Raw genomic sequence first — 18,082 nt, forward strand, 5'->3', positions numbered from 1 at the left:
CAGGACCTGATCATGAAAATCACCATTGTCGGCGCAGGAATAGCCGGTCTGTCGACTGCGTGGTCATTAACCAAGGCGGGCCACTCGGTAACACTCATTGAGCAAGGGGGGATCCCCACGCTGCGGTCGGTCGTCGCGTCGCCCGGTTCATTAACGATGGTGACATGCCTTTGCTTCGGCGCTGGCTGAGGGCAGAAGCGCTTGATCGTCAGTCGTGAGTAATCACCTTGCGAAGGATCACAGCGCGAACATCTTGCGGAACCGGGTGGCTACGCCCTATGTATCGAATGTGTAATCCACGAATCTGGGGTATTTGAGCTCCTCATTCTCCAAAACGCTGAGGCCCACCGATGAGAGATCCAATCGAAACAGCTATGAACCTCGTGCCCATGGTCGTCGAACAGACCAATCGGGGCGAGCGGGCCTATGATATTTTCTCGCGCCTGCTGAAAGAACGCATCATCTTTATTACCGGACCGATCGAGGACGGCATGGCGACGCTGATCTGCGCGCAGTTGCTTTTCCTTGAATCGGAGAATCCGAAAAAAGAAATCAGCATGTACATCAACTCGCCAGGTGGTGTTGTCACCTCCGGCATGGCGATTTATGACACGATGCAATTTATCCGCCCGGCCGTATCCACGCTTTGCTTCGGTCAGGCAGCATCAATGGGATCGCTACTCCTGACCGCTGGTGAAAAGGATATGCGCTTCGTTCTGCCGAACGCCCGCATCATGCTGCACCAGCCTTCGGGCGGTTTCCAGGGGCAAGCATCCGACATCGAACGTCATGCCCAGGACATCATCAAGTTGAAGCGCCGTCTGAACGAAATCTACGTCAAGCATACGGGCCGCGACTATGACACGATCGAGCGGACACTGGACCGCGATCATTTCATGACCGCGACGGAATCACTCGAGTTTGGTCTGATCGACAAGGTGCTTGAATCGCGTGCGATCATCGAAGGCGAAGGAAAGTAATCGGCTAAATTGCCCGGCCGGGTCGAAAATGAACATTTTTTGACCCGGTTGCGGACTTTCTGCCACACATCCGGCTTGCATAGAGGCCAACAGACGTTACGTTAAGTCATTGGTGAGTTAGGAAGCCTATTCTGCATATGACTATTCACTTCCACCTGGAGGAAGTGGCGGACCCGGGAGAGCGGGACCGATATTGAAAGGAAACTGCAATGAGCAAAGTCAGCAACGGCGGCGGCGATTCCAAGAATACGCTTTATTGCTCGTTTTGCGGGAAGAGCCAGCATGAAGTTCGCAAGCTGATTGCGGGCCCGACTGTATTTATCTGTGATGAGTGCGTCGAATTGTGCATGGACATCATCCGCGAGGAAAATAAGTCCTCGATGGTGAAATCCCGTGAAGGCGTCCCGACGCCGCAGGAAATCATGGCTGTTCTCGATGACTACGTCATTGGTCAGAGCCATGCCAAGCGTGTTCTCTCTGTCGCGGTGCACAACCACTACAAGCGGTTGGCCCACGCATCGAAAAACAATGAAGTCGAACTGGCAAAATCCAACATTCTCCTTGTTGGCCCAACCGGTTGCGGCAAAACCTATCTGGCACAATCGCTTGCCCGCATTATCGACGTGCCGTTTACCATGGCTGATGCGACGACGCTCACCGAGGCTGGCTATGTTGGCGAGGACGTCGAAAACATTATCCTGAAGCTGCTCCAGTCGGCCGACTACAATGTCGAACGAGCGCAGCGTGGTATTGTCTACATCGACGAAGTGGACAAGATCAGCCGCAAATCGGACAATCCTTCGATTACCCGGGACGTGTCGGGCGAGGGTGTCCAGCAGGCGCTGCTGAAGATCATGGAAGGCACTGTTGCTTCCGTGCCGCCGCAAGGCGGGCGTAAGCATCCGCAGCAGGAATTCCTGCAGGTGGACACAACGAACATACTGTTCATCTGCGGCGGTGCTTTTGCGGGTCTCGACAAAATCATTTCGGCTCGCGGCGAGAAGACGTCGATCGGATTCAGCGCTGCAGTCAAAGCGCCGGACGATCGCCGCGTTGGTGCGATCTTCCGCGAGCTCGAGCCGGAAGATCTGTTGAAATTCGGTCTGATCCCGGAATTCGTCGGTCGTCTTCCGGTCATTGCAACGCTGGAAGATCTGGATGAAGTCGCTTTGGTGCAGATCCTGTCTGAGCCCAAGAATGCCTTGGTCAAGCAGTATCAGCGCCTGTTCGATATGGAAAACGTCGAGCTGACATTCCATGAGGACGCACTGAAGGCGATTGCAAAGAAGGCGATTGCCCGCAAGACCGGTGCACGCGGATTGCGTTCAATCATGGAGAAAATACTTCTCGACACCATGTATGAACTGCCAACTCTCGATGGCGTGCAGGAAGTCGTGATCTCGGGGGATGTGGTCGAGGGTAATTCGAGACCTCTCTACATCTACGCTGAGCGTAAAGAAGAAAAAGGCAATGTTTCCGCCTGATGCATTGGAGATATTGTGACCGAAGGGAAAGCTCCGCATCACGCGGAGCTTTTCTGTTTTTCGCCGCATCTTAATTGTGCCACGAAACAATATTTACGTGGGTTCGGATGTAGTGCAGGATTTTACAGGGAAACGTGGGGTCTCGAAATGCCGCGACTGATTGGCAGTGCGATGATTTCCACGAAAAATCGCCTGTTCGAAAGGTGTGTTGCGTTGCAAAAGATTGCGCTCCGGCTTTTGCAGGAGCAGGATAGATTACGATTCTGTGAATACGCTTGAAGCCGGGATGCTTGAAACAAGCAGGCCGCCACTCCAAGTAAGGGTTAAGCTGCACAACTGGTAGTACGCCGCTCAACGCATGGTTCTAAAGACCCGGGTTGTACTCCTGACAAGGGGATCCAGTCTTGGTGAAGATCATGTAATCAAAGGGTACCCGGATGTGGCGATCTGGCCAAATGGCCTGAGAAAGGACACGAAATGACCGTTGCAAGCAAGAAGACACTGGCGGGTGGCGAGAGCGGGCTTTATGCCGTTCTGCCGTTGCGCGATATCGTTGTCTTCCCACATATGATCGTTCCACTCTTCGTCGGGCGCGAAAAATCCATTCGCGCGCTTGAGGAAGTCATGGGCGTCGACAAGCAAATCCTGCTTGCCACACAGAAGAATGCTGCGGACGACGATCCGCAGGCCGATGCGATCTACACGGTAGGAACTATCGCCAACGTTCTGCAATTGCTGAAATTGCCTGACGGCACGGTAAAGGTCCTGGTCGAGGGTATCGCCCGCGCTGAAATCACCAGCTTCAGCGAACGTGAGGATTACCACGAAGCGAATGCGGTGACGCTCGCCGAACCGGACGAGGATCCGGTCGAAATCGAAGCGCTCGCCCGCTCGGTCGTGTCGGACTTTGAGAACTACGTAAAACTGAACAAGAAGATATCGCCTGAGGTCGTTGGTGCCGCCGGACAGATCGAGGATTACTCGAAGCTGGCTGATACGGTCGCCTCACATCTCGCGATCAAGATTCCTGAAAAGCAGGACATGCTGTCTATCCTTTCCGTGCGTGCACGGCTGGAGAAGGCAATGTCGTTCATGGAATCAGAAATTTCCGTTCTGCAGGTCGAAAAGCGTATCCGCTCGCGCGTCAAGCGCCAGATGGAGAAGACCCAACGCGAATACTATCTGAATGAACAGATGAAGGCGATCCAGAAGGAACTCGGCGACGGTGAAGATGGCCGCGATGAGGCCGCGGAACTGGAAGACCGGATCAAGAAGACAAAACTGTCGAAGGAAGCGCGCGAAAAGGCCAATGCCGAGCTGAAGAAGCTGCGGCAGATGAGCCCGATGTCCGCCGAGGCGACTGTCGTTCGCAATTACCTCGACTGGCTGCTGACCATCCCATGGGGTAAGAAGTCGAAGATCAAGAACGACCTCAATCTCGCCGACGAAATTCTCGATGCCGAACATTATGGCCTGGATAAGGTCAAGGACCGCATTGTAGAATACTTGGCAGTGCAGGCCCGTTCGACCAAGATCAAGGGCCCGATCCTCTGCCTCGTTGGCCCTCCCGGCGTTGGCAAGACGTCGCTCGCCCGCTCGATCGCCAAGGCTACCGGCCGCGAATATATCCGCATGTCGCTTGGCGGCGTGCGCGATGAGGCCGAAATTCGGGGGCACCGCCGCACGTACATTGGCTCGATGCCCGGCAAGGTCATTCAGTCGATGAAGAAGGCGAAAAAGTCCAACCCGCTCTTCCTGCTCGATGAAATCGACAAGATGGGCCAGGATTTCCGCGGTGACCCGTCATCGGCTTTGCTCGAGGTGCTTGATCCGGAACAGAACTCAACGTTCATGGATCATTATCTCGAGGTTGAGTACGACCTTTCGAATGTAATGTTCGTAACGACCGCCAATACGCTGAATATCCCGGGTCCATTGATGGATCGTATGGAGATCATCCGGATTGCCGGTTACACCGAAGATGAGAAGCTGGAGATCGCCAAGCGGCACCTTTTGCCGAAGGCTATCCGTGATCATGCATTGCAGCCGAAGGAGTTTTCGGTCTCTGAGAGCGCCATCCGCGCCATCATCCGCAATTACACGCGGGAAGCCGGTGTCCGTAATCTTGAGCGTGAATTGATGAAGTTGGCCCGCAAGGCCGTTACCGAAATCATGAAGACCAAGAAGAAGTCGGTAAAGGTTACGGAATCGAACATCGATGAATATCTCGGTGTTGAGAAGTTCCGGTTTGGCCAGATCGATGGTGAAGATCAGGTTGGTGTGGTCACGGGTCTCGCCTGGACTGAAGTGGGCGGCGAATTGCTGACTATTGAAGGCGTCATGATGCCTGGCAAGGGCCGCATGACAGTGACAGGCAACCTGCGCGACGTGATGAAGGAATCGATTTCCGCGGCGGCATCTTATGTCCGCTCACGGGCTATCGATTTTGGTGTCGAGCCACCGCTGTTCGATCGGCGTGACATTCACGTCCACGTGCCGGAAGGTGCAACACCGAAGGATGGTCCGTCGGCGGGTATAGCGATGGTTACAGCCATCGTCTCGATACTGACGGGCATTCCGGTTCGCAAGGATATCGCCATGACCGGCGAGATCACGCTGCGGGGCAGGGTGTTGCCGATCGGTGGTCTGAAGGAAAAGCTGCTCGCCGCTTTGCGCGGTGGTATCAAGACGGTTCTGATCCCGGAAGAAAACGCCAAGGATCTGGTGGAGATTCCGGACAATGTGAAGAACGGGCTTGAGATCATTCCGGTCTCGCATGCCAATGAGGTGCTCAAGCACGCATTGATACGCCAGCCGGAGCCGATCGAATGGACCGAGCCGGCCCATGTGCCAGCTGCTGTCGAGGACGACGCGGCAGCGCAGATCGCTCACTAACAGCTAACAAAGAAAAGGCCGGGCAAGATATTGCCCGGCCTTTTTGATACGCGGGTCGTGGGCGGTGCTCAGAGCGCGCCGCTGAGAATTCCGACACCAGCAAGCGCAAAAACACTGCCGATGACGCGCAAGGCGTATGAGCCTGCCTGTTGGCTGTTTCTGCCCACGACCTGTCCGAGGCCGATGCCGGCAACGTGGAGCAGCGCCGTGGAAAGCATGAAGCCACCTGCATACTCCAAGCCCCCCGCGCCGCCGGGCATTTCCGCGACGTGTGCGTAGCCGTGGAAGATTGCAAACAATCCGGCCAGACCAGCGGCAATGGCCACGGGTGCCTTCACCTCAAATGCGACCGCTGTGCCAAGTACGATGACGGAGAGGGCAATCCCAAGCTCAATAAGCGGCACATGAATGCCATTCATGCTCATGATGCCACCAGCGGCCATCATGCCGACAAAGCTGAGTGGAACGAGCCATAGCGCCCGTCCGCCAAGCTGGAAAGCGAACACGCCAACCAGAATCATCGCCAGCACGTGATCAAGGCCGGAAATGGGGTGGGTGAAGCCATGAGCGAACCCGCTGGTTTCGCCAACGCCGACATGGGCGTAGGCGAGTGCAGGATAAAGCGTGGCTGCGAGGACGAGGGCAGTTCGTAAGGTGCGGTTCAGTGGCATCTGGGGTTCCCATGGTTCAGCGTTCTTGGAAGGAGTGCTGATACCATTGTTGCCGTAGAAACCGCGCCCGCGAAAGAGCAAAATGCTGCGCCTGCTCAATAAGGATGCGAACCAACGTTTGCCAGCAGAAATGAATGGAATGGTGGGCGATGAGAGACTCGAACTCCCGACATCTTCGGTGTAAACGAAGCGCTCTACCAACTGAGCTAATCGCCCTTCGCAAGGGTGCGTGGGGAGCGTTTATGCGTTTAGAACGCTGTTGGCAAGAGGGATGCGACACTTTTGTGATTTGTTTGAAGAGTTTTTCACAATCGCATTTTTCATGCTCGGTTGTGCTTGACACTCTCCTTCGAACGCCTTAAACGACCGCTCACGCCGGACAAATTGTTCGGTAAGAAAGTGCGCGGGTGTAGCTCAGTTGGTTAGAGTGCCGGCCTGTCACGCCGGAGGTCGCGGGTTCGAGCCCCGTCACTCGCGCCACTTTTCTCTCAAGTAAATCAAATAGGTATTGCTTCTGAGAAAAGTGGCGGCCCGCACATCGGCAGCTCGGACAGCCGCCAAATCACTGTGTGCCGCTTAGCACGGCGCCCCACGTGGACATTCCGCAGTCACATTTACTGTAACGTACTTCCCAAGTTTGTTGCCATTTGCTTGTTTCTGGATCACGTCGAAATCCTACGTCGTCAACATCTCGAACAAGAGAAAGAGGCGCGGAACGTGTACGGGATCCTTCTCCTCTTATGGCACTCCGATTGGGTGCTGTTGGCTTTTTCCGTTCTCATTTTTGAAATACCCCGCTACACCATTTCGCTTGTCTCTCTTGCCGTTCTGGTAGCCGGCAGAAGTCGGCCACGCGCAGCCAAGCCCGACTTGCGCATCAGTGTCGCGATTCCCACGTTCAACGGTGCCGGTGGTCTTCGCCAGACAATTGCGTCGCTTCACAATCAGTCATTACCGCCTTACGAAATAATAGTCATAAACGATGGCTCGCTGGATCAAACACCCGCAATAGCCGAACAGGCGCTCGCCGAGGGCATGGTCGATCTTGTCATTCACAATCCCAGCCGCTGCGGCCGCAGTCCGGGCGTCAACGTCGCAGCGCGTTTTGCCCGTGGGGATCTGATCCTGACCGTTGATCCGGACACGGTGTTTTCCTCCACCGCGCTCGAACGCATGTCGGCGGCGTTTATTGATCCACGTCTAGCTGCGGTGAGCTGCAACATAGGTGTCAGGAACGAGAGCGCTACTATCTGGACAGAATTGCAGGCACTCGAATACCTGATGTCCATAAGTGCCGGAAAATCCTTTCTCGCGCAGATCGGTGCAATCTCCTGTTGCTCCGGTGCCTGCTCGCTCTATAGACGCGATGTCTTCCTCGATCGCGGTGGGCTCGATGTAGGACCGGGGGAGGATCTCGAAATCACGTTGCGATTGCGGCGGTTCGGTCATCATGTTGGTTTCGTGCCAGATGCATGGGCATCAACGATGGCGCCTGAAACATTCATCGCTCTGGCCCGCCAGCGACTGCGGTGGGACCGTGATGCCCTGAGGGTCCGTCTCATCCAGTATCGCGAGTGCTGGCCCTTCAGGTCGGAAGGGCTCGCGGACACACTTCAGCGACTTGACTTCATTGTCTTCGATGTCGTTCCGACGCTTTCTCTGCCATTCTATCTCGCCTATTGCGTCCTTGTGTTCGGTCCGGACACGCCGAAATTTCTTGCGGGAGTGAGTCTACTTCTTATGGTACTGGGCTTATTCAATCTTGCGCTTACCGGCCTCCTGTTTAGCCAGCGACCGAGACTGTTCAGCGTGCTGGTCGCTCCGATCTTTCCAGTTTACCAAGGCATGTTGATGAAAGGTGTGCGCTTTTGGGCATTCTCTTCGGAACTGCTATTTTCAGCCTCGCGTCAAGATGATTACGTGCCGCCTCGCGTCCGACGAGCGCTGGCGACCGCGTCGCCGCGGGAGATTTGACCATGAATCGCGAGGTACATCGCCTCGGCGTGAACGTACCCGACCCGGTCGAAAGCCGCCGGGCTGGTGCGGGAAGAATTGTCCGATTCGTCTATGCCGCCCTCGTGTTCGGGATACTTGGGTTCTTTGTCGTCCGATTTGGTGCGCCGCTCGTCTTACTCAATGGGCCGGGTGTGGTCACCGCCCAGCGCTCGGTGATTTCCTCGCCATATGTGGTACGGGTGGAGCGTATGGATGTGCGGCCCGGTACCAAAGTTGAGGCAGGCACGCTGATCGCCATGGTGAGCTCGCCCCAAGTCAATCAAACCTCCTCAGACCTTCTGCTGGCGCTTGCGGAGATCACGGGCAGTGAGGCCGAACTGCGGGTCAAGGCGCGCGTCGCACGCGATTCGATCGACGCTGCCCGGTCGCGATTCCGCATGGCTGATGACACGCTCCAACGTTTGGAAAAAGCAAATAGTGCAGAGGATTTTGGCCTGATTTATCGCGCCGATGTGTACCGGGAGCGCGCAGTGGCCGTCCAAAGCCTGTTGGCACTTGAGGCTGAGGCTGAGGAGGCGGCGGCACAGCTGGTACGACTTGAGGCGGTTCGACGGGAAATCCGCGGACAATTCGATGCGGTCAAAAGCGAATTCGATGGCGGGCGCATTTTGTCGCCAGCAAGGGGCATCATTGCGCCACGTACAAGTTACGCCGGTGAGACGATGTTGGCCGGCTCCTCGATAGCGGAGATTTTTCTTGATGGCGACACGTTCGTCGATTGGTACATCCCCAACTTTCGGCTGGTCGACCCACGTCCCGGCCAGCGTGTCATCGTCGTGTACGGTCGCACGCGGCTACCAGGTACGATCAGTGAGATTCTTCCGATCTCCGACCAGCTCGAATCCCGGCGCAGTTCGATCTTGCGCGAGCCGTCGGCTGGACAAATCGGCCGCATTCGATTTGACCCTGGGGTGTTGCCACCAACGCTGAACGCAACCGTGCATGTTCACATGTTTTATTCGGAATTCACCGATCATATCGCTTGGGCCCTCGTAAGGCTGTTCAATTTTAACTGACAGGGTAATGACGATGAATGACCGGTCTTTCATTGAACGGTGCCCTGCATGCAATTCCACTGAGCTGGAACGGCATGTGATCGTCCACCACATGATTTGTGCCTATGTGGGACCCGAATACGATTTCGGGCGGAATTCAGAACGAAAGCACTGCCCCAAATGCATGCGGGGATTGGTGGCCCGCGGGGAAGATTGGGAAGTGGTGGGAACGAGCGTGCTGTGTGGGCAGTGCGGAAGCGAACGAATTCTGCCACCTTGACGGACTGCCCGAACGCGCGACGACAAAAAGCAATTCTACCGGCGTCAGCCGTCGCCTTCCGATCTTTGGCATAGGGCGAGCACCGGACTTTCGATCCAGATTTGCAGTTCGATGACACCCGTGCAGCTCGCACCCATCGCAAGGGAGAGGAGAGTGCGAAACACAGAAAGTGGTCCTCTCCTGGTCGATCGATTTTGGTCACCGAGAGGAACCCTTTTGCTCCGTTCGGCGGTGTCGCAGTCACAATGCCAATCCGGCGCAAGACCTGACGGCTGTGCTCGTCAATTCAGAGGGGCCTCGTCCGCGATGTCGAAGCGCAAGGCGGCGAATGCGGCCTGGTCGCGCCCGCGGCGAAAGTCGATGAGGGCGGATAGGCGGAGGGACAATTGGGATAGGAGGTGTCACGGCTCTACAATCTCAAGAGCCAGGCCTCCACTTTCCCCTTGCCTTTGACTTCGATAGCGCCGCGGGTCTCGAAGACGAACTGACCCTTAAGCTGGTCGTAGACCGGGCGTGTCACCTGAATGGAGTCGGGGATTCCACCTGATTCCATCCGGCTCGCGAGGTTCACTGTGTCGCCCCATAGATCGTAGATGTATTTGCTCTTGCCGATGACGCCGGCCACCACCGGGCCGCTGTTGATGCCAACCCGGAGCTTCATCGAGACGTCATGCTCCATGGCGTGCTCGCGGGTAATGTGGACCATACGTATTGCCATGCGGACCATACGCTCGGCGTGGTTGGCTACCGGCTCGGGCAGGCCACACACCGCCATATAGGCGTCGCCCACCGTCTTGATCTTTTCGATTCCGAGATCATTGGCGGCGATATCGAAGCGCGTGAACAGTCCGTTCAGAAACGTCACGACCTCGTGTGGTGGCATCTCCGATGTCAGCGCCGTAAAGCCGACCAAGTCTGCGAAGGCGACCGTTACCTCGGCAAAGCCGTCTGCGATTGCCTCCTCGCCGCCGCGCAGCCGATTTGCGATCGGTGCCGGCAGCACGTTGAGCAGAAGCTCTTCGTTCTCGCGGTTTTTGTTCTCGATCATGAGATTCTTCTGACTGAGATCCTCGACCATGCCGTTGAAGGCCAAGCAGAGCTGGCCAATCTCGTCGCGCGTGCGGACCGGCACGCTGGTCCCGTAGTCACCAGCAGCGAAGCGTTTTACTCCGGCAGTGAGCTCGCGCAGCGGTCCGAGCAGCGCGCGCGACAGCCACGCGGCAGTGGCGGCTATGACCAGCAGCGCCAAGCCGCCGACGAGCAGCAGATCCCGGCGGAGCCGGTCGATCGGTGCGAAGGCCTCGGCGCTGTCGATCTTCGCGACGAGGGCCCACTTGACGCCAGGAATCGCCAGCGGTCCCCAGGAAGCGAGCGTTGGGACGCCACGGTAGCCGATGATCTCGCCTGTGCCCTCGACACCGGCAAGCGCGGCACGGGTAGCCTTGGTGTCTATGCGCTGATGCAGCACTGGCGTCCCGTAACGCCCGATGGCGGAGATCTCATCGTCCGAGGCACCGACGGATTTGAGCTCAGCGAAGTAGTTATCCCGATTCTCGTAGTAGGCCCGCGGGCCAGAGCGCACCAGATAATCGGGACCGACGAGATAGGCTTCACCCGTGCCGCCGAACCCTTCCTGCTGCCAGCGGCGGCCACCGGTGACGACATTGTCGATCTCCTCGTTCGACAGTTGCGCGATCAGCACGCCGATGACGGCGCCCTCGTCGATCACCGGTGCCCCCATGAAAGCGATTGGTGCGCCGCCGGATGGGGAGTAAGAGGCGAAGTCCTCAAGGCACACGGCCGAGCGGTCGGGGGTAAGGGCGCAACGGGCAACGGCGGCGGCGACATTGGAGCCGCGGTAGGGACCGACTTGGAGGGACGTAGTGAAATCGACTTCTTTTTCGACTGTGTAGATCAGGCGACCTGATTTGGCGTCGGCCACCATGAAGTCGAAGAAACCGACCGTTGCGGCTGCGGTGCGCATCAGTGGATGGTACACGGCGTGCAGCCTGCTGTAGTCGCTTCCGTCGCCCGCGTCGTCGAGGAGCTTTCGCCGCTCGGCCGGATTGGGATTGGCGACGATGTAGTGATACTGCAGATAGTAGGGCGCGCCACCGACTGGCAGGTAATCGGCCAGAGCAGCCTCCTTACCAAGAATACGCGTCATTCCGGGGATAAAGTTCTCAGCATACCAGTTGCTGACCTTCTGCCGCAATTCGGGTGACGCGCCTGCCCGGTCGATCTGATCGACTGCGATCCGGAATTCGCGCGTTGCATCGACCACCATCTTGGAGGTGGCAAGGAGGCGCAACTCGGCATGGATCGTGCGAAAATAGGTTTCAACCTGACGCGCCTTGGTCTGACGGGCGGACGTGAGCTGGTCGAAGACTGCTTTTTCGAGGGCGTCGCGTGCGCGAAAGTAACCGAGCACTCCGGTCACAAGGACCGCGATCGCGCCAAGCAGGACGAGGGTTGTAAACAGCTTTGCCGCCAAGCCCCAGCGCGGGGGGCGGGATGAGTCACTCAAATCAGCCGAAGACATGAATCAACTCTGGCCGATAGCGCAAGTGCCGGGCAGATATCGCCGATGATGATGATGATCCGAACGTCCGCACAACCCCCGCTGTTGAAGACCGTTCAATCCAGAACGTATGACGGATGCTACTGCATTCGCAGACGGAGGGGTAGCGCAATCTTCGGGCCGGCGCAGGGGTCATTTTGACATCAGTCGGCCGCCAACGTCCATTTTGGATTCCTGACATCAGGCTTGACAGTTGCCGATCCGTACCTGGCCGCATGCTCTAGGGTGCGGGCAATACGAGCCGCGGCAATAGCCAGCTGTGATGGCTTGGATTTGCCAAATTGAAATCTATCGATTGGCCGTCTTCAACATGGTCTAATATTCTCTGACAGGCCACGACAGGTACCGTAGGAGGCATTTCAGGTGAAGTAAATTCAGCTCGCCAAGGCCATATCGGAAACCGATCAGCATCCATGTATACAACCCAAGAACCGTAACACTCAGCGCCGTCATCAATCGCTTTTCCAAGCGCCCGCCAGGTGGCTCGGGCATTATGATGAGCGTAAACACATGGTAGAAACCTCACGTGCGTGTTTGGATCTATTCGGAGCAATCTGATCTCATCTCCGAAATCGATCATGCTTGACTGCCCGCCAAGGACGAGACCCGCAGCCCAGCCAGTGTAGTATTCTTTGGAAAGCGTCGGATTATTCTCGACATCGAGAAACACGCATATGCCATCTGACATATTCGACAAATGCATGGCACCAAACGCTGCAAGAATCGCTGCAGCATTTCGTTGCCCAGCCATAAATCCCTCTCGTTCAGTTCCTGAAACTTCATTGGTCTGACGAGCGATCGGAAGGACGCGAATATAGTTGGAGTAGAAGAAGCTATTCTCCGCCCTGGCTTGGTATTGTATCCTTGACGTGTTGCCGGGGCCTTTAAAGTACCTGCCCCAGAAAGCTGGGTGCTGCCCCAACAAGCGGCTTGCATGGCGCAGACAGGACAAAGACGCGATATCCGCCTGGTCAATCCCCACGACATAGCTGCTCGCTACATCTATTCGTGCACTCTCAGCCCTTTTGTTCTTCCTAGCATGCCCCTCGAGAGTATTTTGGGGAGTGATGGATTTGTCGGATTTACGACCTTTTTTGGGTTTGTCTTTTATTACGGCCCCCAGACTTATGCAGTGTGACTTCTAACGTACTTAGTCGCGCAAATATTATGCTACGCGACCGACATGTCACCAAACAAAACTTGGCTACTCCAATTGGAGTAACCCGTATAGGTCTATTTTTTGAAAGAATAAAAATGGTATGATGTTCAGTTAACTATAGGGGGCAAGTTCCATGCGTAAGAAAATTAAAAGTATTGGAGTGTATGGCATAGTAGCATTAGCAATATCAGTTGCAATAGTACTGCCACAATTTTCTGTTGCGTATGCGCAGGAATGTCCTGCTGGTAATTGTCCTAAATGAGGGAGTGACTTGTCATGTTCGCTCTCTTTAACTCGACCGAATTCTGGTTCGGACTCGTAGTGTTATCTGCTTATCAGTGCGGGAAATTTCGAGAACTAAACCTGGTAGACCCTTCGGTTACGGAGCGTTCATCAGTCATACCCAATCTCCGTGCCAGTGATTTCGCTGGAAAGAATGCTTATGTCAGCAGTCTGATTGTGTTTCTTCTTGCAACCTTCGTTGGCTACACACTCCTCTGTGCCGCTTCCCCGACTGTTCTTCGAGGGTGGTTCGAGGTTACAAAATCACCTGTAAACACAGCTGATTTTGTCAACAAGGTCCCATATCCACTTTACATTGCTGCTGCATTCATGGGTTTGACGCAATCCGCGATACCAGGGTTTGCGGCTCTGGGCGATTTTCAGAAGAACTTTTTTCACTTCTGGATTGGCGTTCCGCGGAAAGTCATTGATACCGCCGCAACGTTCTCCGAAGAAATTATCGCCAAGACCGAAGACAACAAAGAACAATTGTACATGGTGATCAGGCAGCTTTTGAGCGCCCGCTGGAAAGCAAAGATAGACAAATATGCTGATTTGGTTTTTTACGAGTATCAGATCAGGAGGATGAAGCTGGACGAGACTGACGTTCTTGATGATATCAAAAGTGGCTCGACCAGAGAACTACAGCATATCATCGAGCAACTTGTATACGCAGCGGCGATTGCTGCTGTTCGAGAGACTGGTGGAAAGGCGCTCGACGAACTGGCGGCGGACCTAGACGTTCCAATTCCAGGACCCCGCTATCCCTATCGCAATCTGGCTCTGAGTGCCCTGGTTTTTATCGTTTGCCTTACATTGCTATGGTTCGCGGTTCCAATGAGCAAGCCCATTGTAGAGAGTACCATTGGCTCTGCGAGCGCAATCTACTGGCCAGCGGACCTTGCTACGTCCGGTCAGTACTTGCTGGCTCACTCAATTCCTATCTTCTGTGCGATCGGGCTGATGCTAATGATGAAAAGCAATTCGCGCAGCCAGAAGTTCGAACGGTATCCAGAACTCATAATATCGGTGATTGTACTTGTTGTTGTGTATGATTATCTGCAAGCACTATTCGATTACGGTTACTTTTCGAAAGTATCGGATGGAGATGTATTAAGTTTTTTTGTTAGAAGATTGCCGTTTAACATCCTTCATTCGTTAATATCGTGCTTCATATGCGTAATAATATTGATGTTTCTTGAGAACTCTGGCAAGCCAGGAATATTAAATAGCAAACTATTTGCGTGGTTGGCTCTCGTCCTATCGACCATTCTGGTTTCATCATTCTACGCATTCGCACGGTTGAAATTCCAGTTCAACGGCTTCTCGCCAGACTTCATGATCTGTGTCGTGACGATGAACGTCATAGTTGCGAGCATTTCTTTTGTCGCAGTCGAAGCATACGCCAGGTACGGGCTTAGCAAAGCAAAGCGAGTGGCTTAGATCCATTTGAATTTGTGGAATTATTTTCATTTTTGTCATCGTGATGGATGCAACGGTAGCAAGAGAAAGAAGAAGAACAACAACTTTCGGAGCTGGGGGGCAAAGAGATGAATCCGTTACTTTTAGTAGCCTTCGGGCTATTTCCGGACCTGGTCCGGCTGATTGCCGGAGATGAGGCTGGAACGTTTGCCGGAAGAATCACAAATGCAGTTAAAGACGTGACACATACCGAAGACGACAAGGCAGCCCAGAAGAAGCTGGAAACAGATCCTGTTGTGAAGGCGGACTTACAGAAGCGGCTGGCTGACATTGCCTTGGAAGCAACGAAAGAACAAAATCGCGCCGACGAACAGAAGCGGCAAGTTGAACTCGATGTTCTGAAAGAGAACATTGCAGAAGCTGCTCGCGAACGTGAAGATGCATTGAACCGGTTCCGGGAGGAACTGAAGAGTACAGGCGATGCCAGAACCTTCTACGCGGACATGTCAAAAGCGGGAGGTGCCGGCGCATGGATAAACCCGACGCTTTCTCTGGTTATTACGATTGGCTTTCTTTTCTTTGTCTACCGCCTCATGGACCCCAATTTGGACTTGAATGAGAACCAAGTCTTCAACATCGCTCTCGGTGCCATGTCTGCTGCGTTTGCTACTGTGATCGGCTTCCATTTCGGCTCCTCCGTTGGCTCCAAGGACAAAGATATTGTCAACAAGGCGCTTGTCACGGAACAGGCAGCGAAGCGAATAGAAGAACGCGTTTCCCCACCTGAAGCAGCACCCCCGCCAGTTTTGTCCGATGAAAGGCCGTCGGGCGGATCCTCGGGTGCTACGTTCGAAATGAAGGCTCCCCATATCGCGCGTGGGTTGATTACTGATTTCGGGCTGACTGAAAATCAGGCCTGCGGCATATTGGGAAATATCGGCCTTGAGTGCGACGGCTTCCGGCAGTTTCAGGAACGCGGCACAAAACCGCCCCGTGGCGGTTGGGGATGGTGCCAATGGACCGGTCCACGGCGCAGGGCATTTGAGAAGTATGCGATGGAGCATGGCCTTGATTTCCGTTCCGACGCGGCCAACTATGGCTTCCTCAGCAAGGAGTTGGGGTCGTCGGAAGCCGCCGCGCTCGCGCAGTTAAAAAGAGCCAAGAGTTTGGAGGAATCGGTAAAAGCCTTCATGCAGAAATTTGAGCGGCCGGGAGTTCCCAACCTAGCAGGACGACTTCTATGGGCCAATCGCGCTCTCAAGGCATATCGGGAGGCGTTCCATGGATAGATTGGTATCAACCGTCGATATTCTTTTCAAAGTAGCTCTCGCCCTGATAGCCGCCTACACAAGCTATCAGTTCGGAGCCTTCAGGCAACAGAATGACGATGCCAAACTGGTCGTTGATCTTGCGTTTGCGCAAGAACCACGAACGGCGATGGCGGGTGTGGTGTTGGCCGGAACTTATATGAAATCGGGTCGAATCCCACCGGATTTGTATACTTCCATTGTCGCTTCCGCCAATTCCAACGGCGATCCACAACTGCGCGACACCGCAAACAACGGTGCAACTGAGATTGCCTCTTCAAACCGGGTCGTAGCAAAGAAACTTACCCAGGTTTTGGCCACACTACCAGTCAGGGTGTATTTTCAGATCAGCCGCGAAGCGGATCGGGCTCGCGCCAAGCAGACGGAGGATCTGCTCCAGAATCACGGCCCGACCTTTAACTCTCAGTCAGTTGTCGTACCGGGGATCCAATTCGTCAAGCAGGCCCGGACAAGAACAGAGGTTCGCTGCTTTAAGACAGCAGAATGCAACGACTTCGGCAGCAAGCTTGTTACTTTCCTTGCCGGTGTAGGCATTTCCTCTGCGCTTGTGGATTTGAGCGACCGTTACGGAAATTCTGAGAGTATACGGCCATATCACTTCGAGATTTGGTTCGGACCTCTTTCATAGATTGTTTATGTATGCTGCTAATATAAGCCGCCAAATTTGTCCGTATGGATTTGTCACCGATGTTAATGTTTTGCGACGGCCACGCCATTGCCGCAATCTTGCTGAGGGGAGGGTACCATGATGAACAAGCAGGAAGTGACGGCGCTGTTCGCCCATTTGGAACACGGTGATGGTGCGAAATTTTTCGAGCAGGTCGCGGACGATGTTGACTGGACGGTCGAGGGGACGCATCCCCTTGCGGGTCACTACAAATCAAAACAAGACTTTCTGGCCGGGACGTTTACCAAACTCGGCAAGGTCCTACCCAGAGGCACAGAGCTCACCGTGGAGAACGTGCTGATGGACGGCGATTGGGCTATTGTCGAGCTGCGCTCAATGGCCAGGGCGCAGAATGGCATGCGGTTCGACAACCGCTACTGTTGGGTTTGCCGCTTCACCGGTAACCGGATCGTGGAAGTGCGAGCATATCTGGACAGTTGGCTGGTTGGCGAACTTTTCCGCCAAAACCCCATCAACTAGCGTTTTGGGTTTTAGGTTCGAGGTGTGTGATCTTATCAAAATTCGTTGGAGGATGTACTTTTCTGAGAAATTGAGGCTTGGCCCGATTTAGAGCAACGGACCAAGCCTCGAAGTTTCGCCGTACCTACTCGCCAGTAATCACGGTGAGACTTCACTGATGACGGATACCAGTTTCCGGGCAACACGTGTAGGTGGATAAAGTTCCGGTGGTTAAAAAAGCCCGAACCACCGATCTTGGAGATCATGTGGGGGACTTGGCACCGTGCATTTGTCGAATGGTTTACTTCACAGGTGAGGCCCGGCGAAGTGCAACCGATGACAGTGGCAGACCGTCGAGCCTCTCTGCGCCTTTTGGGAAAGGAACGGCTACAATGATCCCTTCGGTGCAATTGGTCAATCACGCTCCGACTCGACCGCCGACGAAAACCTGATGTCTTATGATTTCGGTTGATGAGTTGATCGAGACCCGGCGGTGAATTGCATGTCAGCTGAAGAACGACCCGACACCCAAAGCGATAGCCACGCCTACCAAAAACACAACGCCGTAGATGAGAAAGGACCAGTCATTCGTTGGCCCGCCACTATTGTCGTTTAAGTCGTCTCGCATCTACGCTGTCCCCCAATTCCCAAAGCCTTTTGGCTAAGCGACATCATTGCGTTGCGCCTAGTGCACAACACCGACTCCTGGCTGGGCTTTAAAAAAAGAGGCTCGGTATGGCCTGCTGCCGGTTTCATAGACACTGAGTTAAGGTGTTCTGCGTGAAACCGGAGAGTATGAATGCAAAGACGAAAGTTCAGCCGCGAATACAAGCTTGAAGCGGTGAAGCTGGTGAAGGAGCGTG

14 protein-coding genes, 2 tRNA genes and 1 pseudogene are annotated in these 18,082 nt (G+C 54.8%); 13 read left to right on the forward strand and 4 right to left on the reverse strand.

All coding sequences use genetic code 11. The annotated features are described in order from the left end of the window. Window positions 1–12: 12 nt before the first annotated feature. The 4 genes and pseudogenes from CU103_RS32775 to lon form a co-directional block, all read left to right on the forward strand. Window positions 13–117, forward strand: a pseudogene (locus CU103_RS32775) (FAD-dependent oxidoreductase); the annotation flags it as partial. Between the two features lie 233 nt (window positions 118–350). Next, the gene (locus CU103_RS15730; protein WP_106664974.1) at window positions 351–980 is read left to right on the forward strand and encodes an ATP-dependent Clp protease proteolytic subunit; all 630 of its coding nucleotides are present in this window, start codon (window positions 351–353) and stop codon (window positions 978–980) included. Window positions 981–1,189: 209 nt separating this feature from the next. Beyond that, the gene (clpX, locus tag CU103_RS15735) at window positions 1,190–2,464 is read left to right on the forward strand and encodes an ATP-dependent Clp protease ATP-binding subunit ClpX (protein WP_106664975.1); all 1,275 of its coding nucleotides are present in this window, start codon (window positions 1,190–1,192) and stop codon (window positions 2,462–2,464) included. Window positions 2,465–2,941: 477 nt separating this feature from the next. Beyond that, the gene (gene lon / locus CU103_RS15740; protein WP_106664976.1) at window positions 2,942–5,359 is read left to right on the forward strand and encodes an endopeptidase La; all 2,418 of its coding nucleotides are present in this window, start codon (window positions 2,942–2,944) and stop codon (window positions 5,357–5,359) included. A gap of 68 nt (window positions 5,360–5,427) precedes the next feature. On the opposite strand, the gene CU103_RS15745 is transcribed toward lon, so the two are convergent. Both CU103_RS15745 and CU103_RS15750 read right to left on the reverse strand, forming a co-directional pair. Further along, on the reverse strand, window positions 5,428–6,030 hold the full coding sequence (locus tag CU103_RS15745) for a HupE/UreJ family protein (protein ID WP_146147808.1): 603 nt from the start codon (window positions 6,028–6,030) through the stop codon (window positions 5,428–5,430). Between the two features lie 140 nt (window positions 6,031–6,170). Further along, window positions 6,171–6,246: transfer RNA gene (locus CU103_RS15750), tRNA-Val, on the reverse strand. 187 nt (window positions 6,247–6,433) lie between these two features. Between CU103_RS15750 and CU103_RS15755 the strand changes: the two genes are divergently transcribed. The 4 genes from CU103_RS15755 to CU103_RS32780 all read left to right on the forward strand — a co-directional run bounded on the left by CU103_RS15755 (window position 6,434) and on the right by CU103_RS32780 (window position 9,321). Beyond that, window positions 6,434–6,510: transfer RNA gene (locus tag CU103_RS15755), tRNA-Asp, on the forward strand. A 237-nt stretch (window positions 6,511–6,747) separates the two neighbouring features. Continuing rightward, complete coding sequence (locus CU103_RS15760; protein ID WP_106664978.1) at window positions 6,748–8,004, forward strand: glycosyltransferase family 2 protein; 1,257 nt, start codon at window positions 6,748–6,750, stop codon at window positions 8,002–8,004. A gap of 2 nt (window positions 8,005–8,006) precedes the next feature. After that, window positions 8,007–9,062, forward strand: a complete 1,056-nt coding sequence (locus CU103_RS15765; RefSeq protein ID WP_106664979.1) for an HlyD family secretion protein — start codon at window positions 8,007–8,009, stop codon at window positions 9,060–9,062. A gap of 13 nt (window positions 9,063–9,075) precedes the next feature. Then, on the forward strand, window positions 9,076–9,321 hold the full coding sequence (locus CU103_RS32780) for a TackOD1 domain-containing metal-binding protein (RefSeq protein WP_425350608.1): 246 nt from the start codon (window positions 9,076–9,078) through the stop codon (window positions 9,319–9,321). Window positions 9,322–9,730: 409 nt separating this feature from the next. On the opposite strand, the gene CU103_RS15770 is transcribed toward CU103_RS32780, so the two are convergent. Next, entirely contained in the window at window positions 9,731–11,863 is a 2,133-nt protein-coding gene (locus CU103_RS15770; protein WP_210203766.1) for an adenylate/guanylate cyclase domain-containing protein, read from the reverse strand. 1,331 nt (window positions 11,864–13,194) lie between these two features. Here CU103_RS15770 and CU103_RS32495 point away from each other — a divergent pair. The 5 genes from CU103_RS32495 (at window position 13,195) to CU103_RS15795 (ending at window position 17,240) form a co-directional block, all read left to right on the forward strand. Next, window positions 13,195–13,323: a hypothetical protein gene (locus CU103_RS32495; RefSeq protein WP_280954600.1), complete on the forward strand. Its 129-nt coding sequence runs from the start codon at window positions 13,195–13,197 to the stop codon at window positions 13,321–13,323. A 14-nt stretch (window positions 13,324–13,337) separates the two neighbouring features. Further along, on the forward strand, window positions 13,338–14,786 hold the full coding sequence (locus tag CU103_RS15780) for a hypothetical protein (RefSeq protein WP_106664982.1): 1,449 nt from the start codon (window positions 13,338–13,340) through the stop codon (window positions 14,784–14,786). Window positions 14,787–14,893: 107 nt separating this feature from the next. Further along, complete coding sequence (locus tag CU103_RS15785; protein ID WP_106664983.1) at window positions 14,894–16,054, forward strand: phage tail tip lysozyme; 1,161 nt, start codon at window positions 14,894–14,896, stop codon at window positions 16,052–16,054. Next, window positions 16,047–16,721 carry a hypothetical protein gene (locus CU103_RS15790; protein WP_106664984.1) on the forward strand — a complete coding sequence of 225 codons (675 nt, stop codon included), beginning with the start codon at window positions 16,047–16,049 and terminating at the stop codon, window positions 16,719–16,721. The genes CU103_RS15785 and CU103_RS15790 overlap by 8 nt, the downstream gene beginning before the upstream one ends. A 117-nt stretch (window positions 16,722–16,838) precedes the next feature. Continuing rightward, window positions 16,839–17,240 (forward strand): nuclear transport factor 2 family protein, encoded by a 402-nt coding sequence (locus CU103_RS15795; protein ID WP_245448822.1) that lies wholly within the window; start codon window positions 16,839–16,841, stop codon window positions 17,238–17,240. Between the two features lie 484 nt (window positions 17,241–17,724). On the opposite strand, the gene CU103_RS32500 is transcribed toward CU103_RS15795, so the two are convergent. Continuing rightward, window positions 17,725–17,847, reverse strand: coding sequence for a hypothetical protein (locus CU103_RS32500; protein ID WP_280954601.1), 123 nt, complete (start codon window positions 17,845–17,847; stop codon window positions 17,725–17,727). Between the last annotated feature and the right edge of the window lie 235 nt (window positions 17,848–18,082).

The organism is Phyllobacterium sophorae, from assembly GCF_003010965.1.
Taxonomy (GTDB): domain Bacteria; phylum Pseudomonadota; class Alphaproteobacteria; order Rhizobiales; family Rhizobiaceae; genus Phyllobacterium; species Phyllobacterium sophorae.